The sequence below is a fragment of the Peribacillus asahii genome (genome assembly GCF_004006295.1).
Taxonomy (GTDB): domain Bacteria; phylum Bacillota; class Bacilli; order Bacillales; family DSM-1321; genus Peribacillus; species Peribacillus asahii_A.
Map to the genome: position 1 here is coordinate 1,612,095 of NZ_CP026095.1, position 12,812 is coordinate 1,624,906.

At 38.2% G+C, this 12,812-nt stretch carries 13 protein-coding genes; all 13 read left to right on the forward strand.

Annotation, left to right across the window (positions count from 1 at the left end; all coding sequences use genetic code 11):
- Nucleotide 1: 1 nt before the first annotated feature.
- The 13 genes from BAOM_RS07900 (at nt 2) to BAOM_RS07960 (ending at nt 12,796) form a co-directional block, all read left to right on the forward strand.
- Nucleotides 2-643 carry a chemotaxis protein CheC gene (locus BAOM_RS07900; protein ID WP_127759804.1) on the forward strand — a complete coding sequence of 214 codons (642 nt, stop codon included), beginning with the start codon at nt 2-4 and terminating at the stop codon, nt 641-643.
- A complete protein-coding gene (locus tag BAOM_RS07905; protein ID WP_127759805.1) occupies nt 636-1,139 on the forward strand; it encodes a chemotaxis protein CheD in 504 nt (167 codons plus the stop codon). Before BAOM_RS07900 ends, BAOM_RS07905 begins: the two co-directional genes overlap by 8 nt.
- Nucleotides 1,140-1,247: 108 nt before the next feature.
- On the forward strand, nt 1,248-2,018 hold the full coding sequence (locus tag BAOM_RS07910; protein ID WP_127759806.1) for a FliA/WhiG family RNA polymerase sigma factor: 771 nt from the start codon (nt 1,248-1,250) through the stop codon (nt 2,016-2,018).
- A 112-nt stretch (nt 2,019-2,130) separates the two neighbouring features.
- The gene (locus tag BAOM_RS07915) at nt 2,131-2,769 is read left to right on the forward strand and encodes a hypothetical protein (protein WP_127759807.1); all 639 of its coding nucleotides are present in this window, start codon (nt 2,131-2,133) and stop codon (nt 2,767-2,769) included.
- 158 nt (nt 2,770-2,927) lie between these two features.
- Nucleotides 2,928-3,653, forward strand: coding sequence for a 30S ribosomal protein S2 (gene rpsB, locus BAOM_RS07920; RefSeq protein WP_119116537.1), 726 nt, complete (start codon nt 2,928-2,930; stop codon nt 3,651-3,653).
- 143 nt (nt 3,654-3,796) lie between these two features.
- Nucleotides 3,797-4,681, forward strand: a complete 885-nt coding sequence (tsf, locus tag BAOM_RS07925; RefSeq protein ID WP_127759808.1) for a translation elongation factor Ts — start codon at nt 3,797-3,799, stop codon at nt 4,679-4,681.
- A 159-nt stretch (nt 4,682-4,840) separates the two neighbouring features.
- Entirely contained in the window at nt 4,841-5,563 is a 723-nt protein-coding gene (pyrH, locus tag BAOM_RS07930; protein ID WP_119116535.1) for a UMP kinase, read from the forward strand.
- A 1-nt stretch (nt 5,564) separates the two neighbouring features.
- Nucleotides 5,565-6,122 carry a ribosome recycling factor gene (frr, locus tag BAOM_RS07935; RefSeq protein WP_127759809.1) on the forward strand — a complete coding sequence of 186 codons (558 nt, stop codon included), beginning with the start codon at nt 5,565-5,567 and terminating at the stop codon, nt 6,120-6,122.
- 378 nt (nt 6,123-6,500) lie between these two features.
- Complete coding sequence (locus BAOM_RS07940) at nt 6,501-7,274, forward strand: undecaprenyl pyrophosphate synthase (RefSeq protein ID WP_127759810.1); 774 nt, start codon at nt 6,501-6,503, stop codon at nt 7,272-7,274.
- Nucleotides 7,275-7,300: 26 nt separating this feature from the next.
- On the forward strand, nt 7,301-8,089 hold the full coding sequence (locus BAOM_RS07945; protein WP_127759811.1) for a phosphatidate cytidylyltransferase: 789 nt from the start codon (nt 7,301-7,303) through the stop codon (nt 8,087-8,089).
- A 51-nt stretch (nt 8,090-8,140) separates the two neighbouring features.
- Nucleotides 8,141-9,301 (forward strand): 1-deoxy-D-xylulose-5-phosphate reductoisomerase, encoded by a 1,161-nt coding sequence (gene dxr, locus BAOM_RS07950; RefSeq protein ID WP_127759812.1) that lies wholly within the window; start codon nt 8,141-8,143, stop codon nt 9,299-9,301.
- A 6-nt stretch (nt 9,302-9,307) separates the two neighbouring features.
- Nucleotides 9,308-10,576 carry an RIP metalloprotease RseP gene (gene rseP, locus BAOM_RS07955; protein WP_127759813.1) on the forward strand — a complete coding sequence of 423 codons (1,269 nt, stop codon included), beginning with the start codon at nt 9,308-9,310 and terminating at the stop codon, nt 10,574-10,576.
- 519 nt (nt 10,577-11,095) lie between these two features.
- Nucleotides 11,096-12,796, forward strand: a complete 1,701-nt coding sequence (locus BAOM_RS07960) for a proline--tRNA ligase (protein WP_127759814.1) — start codon at nt 11,096-11,098, stop codon at nt 12,794-12,796.
- Nucleotides 12,797-12,812: the final 16 nt, after the last annotated feature.

A 12,812-nucleotide genomic window follows, 5' to 3' on the forward strand; every position in this document is an offset into this window, starting at 1 on the left:
CATGTCTTTTATTGAGAAAATTAATAGTTTGCATCTTGATGTATTGAAAGAGATTGGGAATATTGGAGCAGCTCATGCAGCAACCGCCCTTTCTAGAATCTTGAATCAAAAAATTGAGATGAGCGTTCCTAATGTACGGATTGTTTCTTTCAATCAAATGATGGAATTGGCAGGCGGTCCGGAAAATGTAGTTGCGAGCGTATTTTTAAGGCTTGAGGGGGATGTGACTGGAAGCATGTTCTTTATTCTATCCCTGCCAGCTGCTACTTATTTTATTCAACGGATGATTGCGAATGATTCATTCGTTTTTGAATCAGAGTCCCCCCACTCAGAAATGTCATTGTCTTGTTTGCAGGAGTTAGGAAATATTTTATCTGGTTCTTATTTATCTTCGCTGTCTGACTTTACTAATTTACATCTCTATCCATCTGTACCATCGCTTACGATTGACATGGTTGGTGCAACGATTAGCTTTGGGTTATTGGAGCTTTCGCAAGTAAGTGATTATGCGATTGTGATTGATACGGTTCTTGAGAAGGAAGGGGATGAATCAGGTGCGATGAATGGACATTTCTTTTTATTACCTAATCCAGATTCTTTTGAAGTTATTTTTAACTCATTAGGAGTGGCGACAGATGGTTGAGCTGAGAGATCCCCATATTGTCAAAGTTGGAATAGCGGATATGAATATTGTTAAATCTCCATCATTGATACGAACATCAGGTTTAGGTTCATGTGTAGGCGTTATTGTTTATGATGAAAAGAAAGAACTAGCTGGACTAGCCCATGTGATGCTGCCAGATTCATCTCTTGCTAAATCTGGCAGCATCAATACGGCTAAGTTTGCTGACACAGCGATTAAAGAGTTAGTTAATCGACTTGTAATCCAGGGTGCGAGAGCTTCGGTATTAAAAGCAAAAATGGCTGGCGGTGCACAAATGTTTCAATTCTTCTCCGGTGGAGATATGATGCGAATTGGGCCTAGAAATGTAGAGGCTGTTCGAAGGGGATTAGCTAATTTAAATATTCCAATTATAGCGGAAGATGTTGGGGGGAATAGCGGACGAACGATTGAATTTAATCCCAAAACTTGTGTACTTACTATTCGCACCGTTAATAAAGGTATGAGAAATATATAATGATAGATTAAATCACTTTTCAGTGGATTAGGTAAAGGGCTAGTTGAAAAAAGCTTCAAAAAGTAACTTTCTCTGGCCTTATATTAAAAAGATGTTAGGAGGAATCCCATGTCTCAGCTGACTATCGGAGAAGAGCAGTTATGTTGGAAAAATTGGATTGACTGTCGCGATCCACAAGCGGGAAATACATTAGTGGAAAAATATCTTCCGCTTGTTTCTTATCATGTGCAGCGCATCTCTGTTAATCTGCCAAAAAATGTTAGTCGTGATGATATAAGAAGTTTAGGGATGATGGGGTTGTTTGATGCGTTAGAACGTTTTGACCCAGAGCGAGACTTTAAATTTGATACATATGCTTCTTTTCGCGTTCGAGGGGCTATTCTTGATGGTTTAAGAAAAGAAGACTGGCTTCCGCGCAGTGCAAGGGAAAAATCAAAAAAAATTGAAGCGACTATCGAAAAACTAGAGCAAAAACTAATGAGGAATGTTACGCCAGCAGAAGTTGCTGCAGAGCTGAATATTTCAGAAAATGATGTATATGCCGCATTAAATGAAAATTTCTTTGCTAATGTGTTGTCTATAGATGAGCATCCACAGGATCAAGAAGAAAAAGAAAGTGCTAGTTTTCATATAAAAGATGAGCATGCAAGGCTTCCTGAAGAATATTTGTTACAAGAAGAATTGTATGTAGAATTATCTAGGATGATTGAAACATTAAATGCGAAGGAGCAGCTTGTTCTACAACTTTTTTATAAAGAAGAACTCACTTTAACCGAAATCGGCCAAGTAATGGGGTTATCCACCTCAAGAATTTCACAAATTCATTCAAGGTCCATTTATAAATTGCGCAATGTGATGCAAGGTGTAAAGCACGAGTAATAGGACCGTTTTTAAAGCAAAATAAAAAGAAAAAGAGAAAAAACTACCGGACAAAGTCGGCCTTATCCTTACCAAGGGCAAGCGATGGACGATTCTGGTTAAGAGGGATTCTATGTCAGTATTATTCATGTTTATACTCTTTCTTTTGAATGTTTTTACGATATTTGCCATTATTGTTTTATTTGTACGTCAAAATCGTTTTTATCAAGCGGAAAAAAATCAAAAGGCTGTTATTGCAGAAATGGAAGAGTTAATGACAGGTTATATTATAGAAATGAAAGAAGAAAACGAAGCTTTGCTAGAGAAGCTTATGCAAAAGGGATTGACAGAAGCTAAAGGAAACAAAGAACAACCAATAGAGTTGTCTCATGCGGCACCTGCCGTTGTCATTGAAAAGTCTGAGGAGGCAGCGGTACATACGATAAAGCATAAAGCAGTAGCTGCTTATACAAATCCATCACTTAAACAAGAGGATAGAGAATTCGATTTGCCGATTCCTAAGAATGATCGTTTAGAGCTATCAACTGAATCGAAAGAGAAGGAGATGGATAAGCGGAACGAAAGTATGCATCCAAGCTTTTCTGATACGTTACAAACGTCGCTAAATGGGCAGGCTCTCCCCTTAGAACCAACTCTTCATGAACAGGCGCTTGTGCTTTTAGAACAAGGTTTATCAGTTGAAGAAATTGCAAAATCCTTAAAGCGAGGAACAACTGAAATTGAACTTTTACTAAAGTTTCAACTTAAATGAATAGATAGTACTTGATTGTGTTTTACATGTATGCTATATTATGAAATGGTGTTAATACACACGCTTTGCGATTCAAACAGATGGTGCTGTTCATAACAGTTTCTGTAGGAAAATGACCGAAGCGGAGGAAAAACAAAACCATTTAGGAGGAAATTATAATGTCAGTTATTTCAATGAAACAATTGCTTGAAGCTGGTGTACACTTCGGGCACCAAACACGCCGTTGGAACCCAAAAATGAAGAAATATATCTTCACGGAGCGTAACGGAATTTACATCATCGACTTACAAAAAACAGTGAAAAAGGTTGAAGAAGCTTACAACTTCGTTAAAGAAATCGCAGCTAACGGAGGAACTGTTCTTTTCGTAGGTACGAAAAAACAAGCTCAAGAATCAGTTAAAGAAGAAGCGATTCGTTCAGGTCAATTCTATGTAAACCAACGCTGGTTAGGTGGAACTTTAACAAACTTTGAAACAATTCAAAAGCGTATTAAACGTCTTAAAGACATCGAAAAAATGGAAGCAGATGGCGTTTTCGACGTACTTCCTAAAAAAGAAGTTATTCAACTTAAAAAAGAGTGGGATCGCTTAGAAAAATTCTTAGGCGGTATTAAAGAAATGAAATCTATTCCAGACGCAATCTTTGTTATCGACCCACGTAAAGAGCGTATTGCTGTAGCTGAAGCACATAAATTAAACATTCCACTTGTTGGTATTGTTGATACAAACTGTGATCCAGACGAAATCGATGTAGTTATTCCTGCGAATGACGATGCGATTCGCGCTGTTAAGTTATTAACAGGTAAAATGGCAGATGCTATTTTAGAAGCTAAGCAAGGCGAAGAGACAGCAATTGAAACAGAAACAGAAACTACAACTGCTTAATTGAGCCACAAAAAAGGTGATAAGAGGATAATGCCTTTTATCCCTTTTTTTTGCAAAATTATCACCTACATAAAATTATGTAGTTTTTGGCAAAATAATAACAAATTGAATAAAATGTATCCGTACTGAGGAGGAGTAATAATATGGCAATCACTGCACAGTTAGTTAAAGAATTGCGCGAAAAAACAGGCGCTGGTATGATGGACTGCAAAAAGGCACTTGTAGAAACAGATGGAGATATGGAAAAAGCGATTGATTTCCTACGCGAAAAAGGAATTGCGAAAGCAGCGAAAAAAGGTGATCGTATTGCAGCGGAAGGATTAACTTCTATCCTTGTTGAAGGAAACAAAGCAGTAATCCTTGAAGTAAACTCTGAAACAGACTTCGTTGCGAAAAACGAAGGGTTCCAAACGCTTGTAAAAGAGCTTGCAAATCACATTCTTGTTAATAATCCTGAATCTGTTGAAGCAGCACTTGAGCAAACAATGGAAAATGGTGCAAAAGTTGCAGATCATATCAATGCTGCAATTGCTACAATCGGAGAAAAATTATCTTTACGTCGTTTCGAAGTAGTAACAAAAACAGATAGCGATGCTTTTGGTGCATACCTTCACATGGGTGGACGTATCTCTGTACTTTCTGTTCTTGAAGGAACAACTGATGAAGAAGCAGCGAAAGACGTGTCTATGCACATTGCAGCAATCAATCCTAAATATGTTTCTCGCGACCAAGTGGATTCTAGCGAATTAGAACGTGAGCGTGAAGTTTTAACACAACAAGCGCTTAACGAAGGTAAACCAGAAAAAATCGTTGCTAAAATGGTAGAAGGTCGTATTAACAAGTTCTACGAAGAAATCTGTGTAAATGAACAAGCGTTTGTTAAAAACCCAGATGTTAAAGTAGGTCAATTTGTTGAATCAAAAGGCGGAAAAATTCAATCATTCATTCGTTTCGAAGTAGGCGAAGGGATTGAAAAACGCGAAGATAACTTCGCTGAAGAAGTAATGGCGCAAGTGAAAAAAGACTAATTGTAACAAAAATGATTGAATAGGGGACACTATGGTGTTCCCTATTTTTGAACTGTCATGATTAAGCTGATTATGCTTTCGTGATGTTAGGCGTAAACGGCTGGTTTTAATCGGGCCGGTTGTGCTTTTCAAAAGAAGATTACATAGTTGGAGGTTCTTATGAGTAACGCGAAATATGAACGTGTCGTTTTAAAGTTAAGTGGTGAAGCATTAGCCGGTGAAGATGGCTTTGGTATTAATCCTAAAGTGATTAAGTCTATTGCTGAGCAAGTAAAAGAAGTAGCGGATTTAGACGTAGAAGTAGCCGTTGTTGTTGGAGGCGGTAATATTTGGCGTGGAAAAATCGGAAGTGAAATGGGCATGGACCGTGCGAATGCCGACTATATGGGGATGCTGGCAACGGTTATGAATTCGTTAGCTTTACAAGACAGTTTAGAGCAGCTTGGAATTGAGACGCGCGTCCAAACGTCTATTGAAATGAGACAAGTAGCCGAGCCTTATATTCGCAGAAAAGCGATTCGTCATCTGGAAAAGAAAAGAGTTGTTATTTTTGCAGCAGGTACAGGAAATCCGTACTTCTCTACTGATACAACGGCAGCACTTAGAGCAGCTGAAATTGAAGCAGATGTTATTTTAATGGCGAAGAATAACGTAGATGGTGTTTACAATGCTGACCCAGTGAAAAATGCAAATGCTGTGAAATATGATGAACTTTCTTATTTAGATGTGCTAAAAGAAGGTTTAGAAGTTATGGATTCAACGGCATCATCGCTTTGTATGGATAACGACATTCCATTAATTGTCTTCTCAATCATGGAAAAAGGTAATATTAAACGCGCTGTATTAGGTGAAACTTTAGGAACAATCGTAAGGGGGAAATAAGATGCCAAAACAAGTCATTTCAAATGCAAAAACGAAAATGGAAAAAGCGATTAGTGCATATACAAGAGAATTAGCTACAATTCGTGCGGGCCGTGCTAATGCTTCTTTACTTGACAAAGTTTTCGTTGATTATTATGGTGCACCGACACCAATTAACCAATTGGCGGGTATTTCAGTTCCAGAAGCAAGGCTTTTAGTTATTCAACCGTATGATAAAACTATTTTGGGTGAAATTGAAAAAGCGATTTTAAAATCAGATTTAGGATTAAATCCTACAAATGATGGTTCATTAATTCGGATTGCTATTCCTGCCTTAACAGAGGAGCGCCGTAAAGAGCTTGTAAAAGTTGTGAAGAAAGAAGCGGAAGAAGCGAAAATTGCTATTCGTAACATTCGTCGCGATGGAAATGATGACCTGAAAAAGCTTGAGAAAAACGGTGAAATTACGGAAGACGATTTACGTGGGTATGCAGATGATATCCAAAAAATGACGGATCAACATATTAGCAAAATTGATGATATTACGAAAGATAAAGAACAAGAAATTTTAGCTGTATAATTGAGCTAGATGCTTATTTTTAGATAAGTGTATTGAGAAAAAGAGCCTAATCCATAAAACATGTTATGCAATAACAGCGGTTGAGAACCTTTTTTATGATCTTGCGAAATGTTGCTGCATACATGAGGGTGGAGAAGGCTCTTTTTTATTTGCAGGAGCTACATACTTCGAGTGAAAAGAATAGAGGTAATGGGCCTATTTTTTAATCAGGAAACGAGTCTTTTTTTGTGATAATAATAGGAGTTCTTTGCTTTTTTTGATATGATTAAGTAAATTCTTTTGCTTTTTAAAAAGAATGTTTTTCGCATACTAACGTTTTGTTTAGTATAATAATCTAGATGTTGCTGTTATAAAGCGTATTTATTGGGGGACTAGAATATGTATTCAATATGGAAGCGTTTCGTTAAGAAGGATGCTTCTTCCGATTTAACAGATCGAATTCAGCGTATAAGAGAGTTTGGAGTTCCTCAGCATATTGCAATTATTATGGATGGGAACGGACGTTGGGCCAAAAAAAGAGCACTTCCTCGTGTGGCCGGTCATCATGAAGGAATGAAAGTTGTTCGTAAGATTACGAGAATGGCTAATCAATTGGGGGTTAGTGCGTTAACCGTTTATGCTTTTTCTACAGAGAATTGGAAACGACCAAAGACCGAAGTAGAGTACTTGATGAAATTGCCTGAAGAATTTCTAGGTTCGTTTTTGCCGGAGTTAATTCGAGAAAATGTAAGAGTGGAAATGATTGGTGACTTCACTACTCTTCCGGCCCATACTCAGCGTGCGGTTCAAAGGGCAATCGATGATACGAAAGATAACGATGGCTTAGTTTTAAATTTTGCCTTAAATTATGGCAGTCGCGCTGAAATTGTAAAGGGCGTGAATAATGTCTTAAAAGATGCACAAAAGGGTATATTAAAGGGTGACATTTCAGAGGATGTCTTTTCTCGTTATTTAATGACAGGCACTTTGCCAGATCCGGATTTATTAATTCGGACAAGTGGTGAAATTCGTTTGAGTAATTTTATGTTATGGCAGTTGGCTTATACGGAACTATGGTTTACTGAAGTATTATGGCCGGATTTTAATGAAACACATTTGCTTGAAGCGATTGAAGTGTATCAAAAGCGTGCGCGGAGATACGGTGGCGTGTAATCTAGAAGGTGAGGATTAATAGAGGTATGAAGCAACGAATAATTACAGCAATCATTGCAGCGGCCATTTTTGTTCCGCTTGTGATTGTTGGGAAGTTGCCATTTTTGCTGTTAGTGTATGCAATGGCTACAATTGGATTATATGAATTATTAAGAATGAAGAACTTGCACAAACTTTCCTTTGTGTCAGTTATCTCGTATGTATTATTGTGGATTATATTATTGCCGCAAGAGTATACAAATTTTTTAACAAACAATGACTATGATAAAACTCAAATCATGCTAATCGGTGGGCTATTATTTTTAATTTTTTCTGTTGTGTCGAAAAATCGCTTTACATTTGATGAGGCTGGATTTTTATTATTAGCGATCGTATACGTGGGCATCGGTTTTTATTTTATGTATGTGACGCGTGAAGCTAAGTTAGTATACATCTTCTATGCGTTGTTCACGATTTGGGCAACAGACTCAGGTGCTTACTTTGTCGGTAAAGCGATTGGTAAGAGGAAGTTGTGGCCGGAAATCAGTCCGAATAAGACGATTGAAGGATTTTTCGGCGGTTTGGTGTTCGGTCTCATTATTGGGATAGGCTTTTATTTATTTACATCTTTTGAGGACTCATTAGTTAAAGTGTTGTTAATGAGTCTCATGATATCTGTATTTGGTCAATTAGGCGATCTTGTTCAATCCGCTTATAAGCGCCATTATGGTGTAAAGGATGCAGGGAAGCTGCTGCCAGGACATGGTGGAATTTTAGACCGAATGGATAGTTTAATATTTATTTTGCCAATTCTACATTTATTTCATATTTGGTAATAAAGATATAAATAAGTGTGTGTCTAGTAGTCGTTAGGAGTGGAATGGGAATTGAAGTATATTAGTTTGTTAGGGGCAACAGGATCGATTGGACAACAAACAATCGATGTTGTACGAAATCATCCCGAACAATTTAGTTTAGTTGCGTTATCAGCGGGAAGAAACATAGATTTAGTAAGAACATACATAAACGAATTTAAGCCAGAGCTTGTATCTGTACACACAAAAGAAGACTGTGATACGTTAAAGAGTGAATTTGGTCATGAACACATGACTTTCATGTATGGAGAAGAAGGACTTGTCGCCGTAGCAATTTATGAGAAGGCTTCTATTTTGGTGAATGCTGTAATTGGCAGCGTAGGCCTTGGTCCAACACTTCAAGCGATTGAGGCGGGTAAAGACATTGCTCTCGCTAATAAAGAAACACTGGTGACAGCAGGGCATCTTGTTATGAATGCTGTCAGACAAGCCGGCGTACAGCTGCTTCCGGTAGATAGCGAGCATTCAGCTATTTTTCAAGCATTGCAAGGAGAGCAGGAGAAGAATATTGAGCGTCTTGTCATTACAGCCTCTGGCGGCAGCTTTCGCGATCGGACGCGTGAACAGTTAGTTGGGGTAACAGTAGAAGAAGCGCTGAATCATCCGAATTGGTCAATGGGAGCCAAGATTACAATCGATTCGGCATCGATGATGAATAAAGGGCTAGAAGTCATTGAAGCGCATTGGCTATTTAATCTACCATATGAACAAATTGATGTACTATTGCACCGGGAAAGTGTGATTCATTCGATGGTTGAATTTCATGATTCAAGTGTCATGGCACAGCTCGGTACACCAGATATGCGTGTTCCAATTCAATATGCGCTTACATACCCAGATCGATTGCCACTTGTTGGAAGGAAGCGATTAAATTTAGCCGATTTCAGTAAGCTGAATTTTGCGGAAATGGACTTTGATCGATATCCTTGTTTGCGATATGCCTATGACGCCGGTAAAATGGGCGGCACAATGCCAACGGTGTTAAATGCAGCCAATGAAGCCGCTGTAGCTGTTTTTCTAGCTGGACAGATATCCTTTTTAGATATTGAGATGTTGATTGAACAAGCGATGAATCGTCATCAAGTTATTGCTCATCCGGATTTAACAACGATTCAAGAAGTCGATCAAGAAACAAGACAGTTGATTCATACATTATTATTGAAAAAGAGGTGATGGACTTTGCAAACAGTAGAAACTCTTTTGGCGTTTATCGTTATCTTTGGAGCGCTTGTTTTTTTTCATGAGTTAGGGCATTTAGTGTTTGCTAAACGTGCTGGTATTTTATGTCGTGAATTTGCCATTGGAATGGGTCCAAAGGTGTTTACGTATAAAAAGAATGAAACGCAATATACTATTCGTTTATTGCCGCTTGGTGGCTATGTTCGAATGGCTGGTGAAGATGCGGATAACGTGGACCTTAAGCCGGGTTATCGTGTTGGATTAGTAATGGATGAAGAAGAAAATGTTATAAAAATTATTTTAAATAATAAAGATAAATACCCAGATATTCGTTTAGTGGAAGTAGAACGAGTGGATCTTGACCATAAACTGTTTTTAACGGGATTTGAGGAAGGAGATGAAGAGACACTTAAATCATTTTCGATTCATCCTCAGGCTGTTATCGTAGAAAATGGAGTAGAAAATCAAATTGCACCATATGATCGTCAATTTCCTTCTAAATCACTTGGCCACCGTGCTATGACGATTTTTGCTGGGCCGATGATGAACTTTGTGTTGGCATTTTTTATCTTCCTTATTATTGGCTTGTTTCAAGGGGTGGAAGTGGATGAAGCTAAGCTTGGTAAGTTAACGGAAGATGGACCGGCCCTTACATCAGGCTTGCAAACAGGAGATCGCGTTGAATCAGTGAATGGGGCGGAGGTTTCATCATGGACAGATGTGCAAGAAAATATTCAAAGTAATCCTGGGAAAGAAATTGAATTTGTTGTCGTTCGTGATGGTGAAACATTAACTGTTCCGGTTGTACCTAAAGAAATCGAAAGAGAAGGTAAAACGATTGGTATTATTGGTGTGTATCCGCCGGTTGAAAAAGATATTTTAAAATCAATTCAATATGGCTTTACACAAACATATTTTTGGACAAAGCAAATTTTTATCATTCTTGGTGACCTTGTAACAGGCGGCTTTACGATTGATAGTTTGTCTGGTCCAGTTGGCATTTATAAATCGACAGAAGAAGTGGCGCAACAAGGAATATTTGTTTTAATGAAATGGGCAGCACTTCTTAGTATTAACCTTGGAATTATGAATCTTCTTCCATTGCCGGCTTTAGATGGTGGACGACTTTTATTTTTCTTAGTAGAGTTTTTACGAGGAAAACCAGTTGATCGTCAAAAAGAAGGGCTTGTACATGTTATCGGTTTTGCTTTATTGATGCTGTTAATGATTGTTGTAACATGGAATGACATTCAGCGCTTTTTCCTTTAATGAAAAAGATCAGCAGAAGATTTTCTGCTGATTTTTTTGTATTGTAATGACTAGGCTGAAAGATTTCTGAAACCTTGATTTCAAGCAAAATGGGCCCTGAATTGTTTTATCAAAAAATAGTTTACTACAGTTATTTCGCCTTCATCAGCAGGGGGAGGCGTATCGTGAAGTAGGAGAGAAAGTTTAATTTCTTAAAAGAAGTAAAGCATAAGGAATGGATATCGGCTTTTCCATTAGGAGCGACAAGTCGTATTTTTCTAAAAATAGTTTGTTTTCCTCCTAAATCGTACGGTATAATCTTATTTGATGATAAGAACTGTTTTCTTTTCAGCGCTCGATTTTAAGAAGCGCTTTGTTTGGTTGAAGGAAAAAGGGTGGAGCTGCGCTAAACTTAATAAGTGCTGCAATCTTATTGGGTGAGTGGAAATATGCTTCTACTATATATTCCTTCATAAATAAATGGTGGCTTTAAAACGCCATATTCGTTTTGTATAAATGTGTATTTGAAGAGGTGCGAAGATGAAGCAAAGTATGACATTAATTCCTACATTGAGAGAAGTTCCTGCTGATGCCGAAATTAAGAGCCATCAGTTGTTACTGCGTGCAGGATATATGAGACAAAATTCAAGTGGTGTGTACAGCTTTATGCCGCTTGGGAAAAAAGTATTACAAAAAGTAGAAGCGATTGTTCGTGAAGAAATGGATAATGCGGGTGCAGTTGAACTATTAATGCCAGCCCTTCAACAAGCTGAGTTTTGGCAAGAGTCTGGTCGTTGGTATACATACGGGCCAGAGCTAATGCGTTTAAAAGATCGAAATAATCGTGAGTTTGCATTAGGAGCGACACATGAAGAAGTCATTACGAGCTTAATTCGTGATGAAGTAAAATCATATAAACGTTTGCCATTGACTTTATATCAAATTCAAACGAAATTCCGTGATGAAAAACGTCCTCGTTTTGGATTATTGCGTGGCCGTGAATTTATTATGAAAGATGCGTATTCTTTCCATGCAAGTCAAGAAAGCTTGGATGAAGTATATAGCCGATTATATCAAGCGTATTCGAATGTATTCGCTCGCTGCGGATTAAATTTCCGTGCAGTTATTGCGGATTCAGGCGCGATGGGAGGAAAAGACACTCATGAATTCATGGTTCTTTCCGACATTGGAGAAGACACGATTGCTTATTCAGATAGCTCTGATTATGCGGCCAATGTAGAAATGGCGCCGGTTATTACGAGATATGAAAAATCTGAAGAAGCAGAAGCAGCGCTTGAGAAAGTGCATACACCTGGACAAAAATCCATTGAAGAAGTATCGGCATTTTTAGATACTGACGCAGCGAAATGCATTAAAACATTACTGTTCCAAGTCGATGATAAACAGGTTGTTGTGTTAGTTCGCGGCGATCATGAAGTCAATGATATTAAATTAAAAAATTACTATAATGCTTCTGTTGTGGAGCTTGCTGAGCCAGAGGCTACGAAAGAAATTCTCGGCTGTGCAATTGGTTCACTTGGTCCAATCGGTGTAAGCGATGGTGTAGAGGTTATTGCGGATGCAGCTGTGGAGACAATTGTTAATGGAGTCACAGGTGCGAACGAAGAGGATTATCACTATATTAATGTGAATCCAGGCCGTGATTTTACTGTAACGGCTTATGTGGACCTTCGTTTTATTCAAGAAGGAGATCTTTCTCCAGACGGAAACGGTACCATTCAATTTGCCAAAGGAATTGAGGTTGGTCATGTTTTTAAACTTGGTACGCGATACTCTGAAGCAATGAATGCTGTATATCTTGATGAAAATGGACGTACACAACCAATGATTATGGGTTGTTACGGGATTGGAGTATCTCGAACGGTTGCCGCGATTGCGGAACAATTTAACGACGAGAAAGGCTTAGTTTGGCCGGGGAATATTGCTCCGTATCAAGTTCATTTAATTCCAGTGAATATGAAAGATGAAACACAAGCGACTGTTGGAGAAGAGTTATATAGCGAACTAAAAGCTGCAGGTTTTGATGTATTAATGGACGACCGTCAAGAACGTGCTGGTGTAAAATTTGCTGACTCTGATTTAATTGGACTTCCAATTCGCGTAACGGTTGGTAAAAAAGCAGCAGAAGGTATTTTGGAAGTGAAAATTCGTAAGTCAGGCGAAGTAGTAGAAGTTACTCGTTCTGAATTAGCGGCGAAAATTAGAGAGCTATTAGGTTAATGTAATCATATAGACA

Excerpts from the sequence above, each read along its gene's own strand:
- tsf (WP_127759808.1), top strand. The coding sequence starts at position 3,797 with ATGGCAATCACTGCACAGTTAGTTAAAGAATTGCGCGAAAAAACAGGC.
- BAOM_RS07905 (WP_127759805.1), top strand. The coding sequence starts at position 636 with ATGGTTGAGCTGAGAGATCCCCATATTGTCAAAGTTGGAATAGCGGAT.
- pyrH (WP_119116535.1), top strand. The coding sequence starts at position 4,841 with ATGAGTAACGCGAAATATGAACGTGTCGTTTTAAAGTTAAGTGGTGAA.
- frr (WP_127759809.1), top strand. The coding sequence starts at position 5,565 with ATGCCAAAACAAGTCATTTCAAATGCAAAAACGAAAATGGAAAAAGCG.
- BAOM_RS07910 (WP_127759806.1), top strand. The coding sequence starts at position 1,248 with ATGTCTCAGCTGACTATCGGAGAAGAGCAGTTATGTTGGAAAAATTGG.
- rpsB (WP_119116537.1), top strand. The coding sequence starts at position 2,928 with ATGTCAGTTATTTCAATGAAACAATTGCTTGAAGCTGGTGTACACTTC.
- BAOM_RS07900 (WP_127759804.1), top strand. The coding sequence starts at position 2 with ATGTCTTTTATTGAGAAAATTAATAGTTTGCATCTTGATGTATTGAAA.
- BAOM_RS07940 (WP_127759810.1), top strand. The coding sequence starts at position 6,501 with ATGTATTCAATATGGAAGCGTTTCGTTAAGAAGGATGCTTCTTCCGAT.
- BAOM_RS07960 (WP_127759814.1), top strand. The coding sequence starts at position 11,096 with ATGAAGCAAAGTATGACATTAATTCCTACATTGAGAGAAGTTCCTGCT.
- BAOM_RS07945 (WP_127759811.1), top strand. The coding sequence starts at position 7,301 with ATGAAGCAACGAATAATTACAGCAATCATTGCAGCGGCCATTTTTGTT.
- BAOM_RS07915 (WP_127759807.1), top strand. The coding sequence starts at position 2,131 with ATGTCAGTATTATTCATGTTTATACTCTTTCTTTTGAATGTTTTTACG.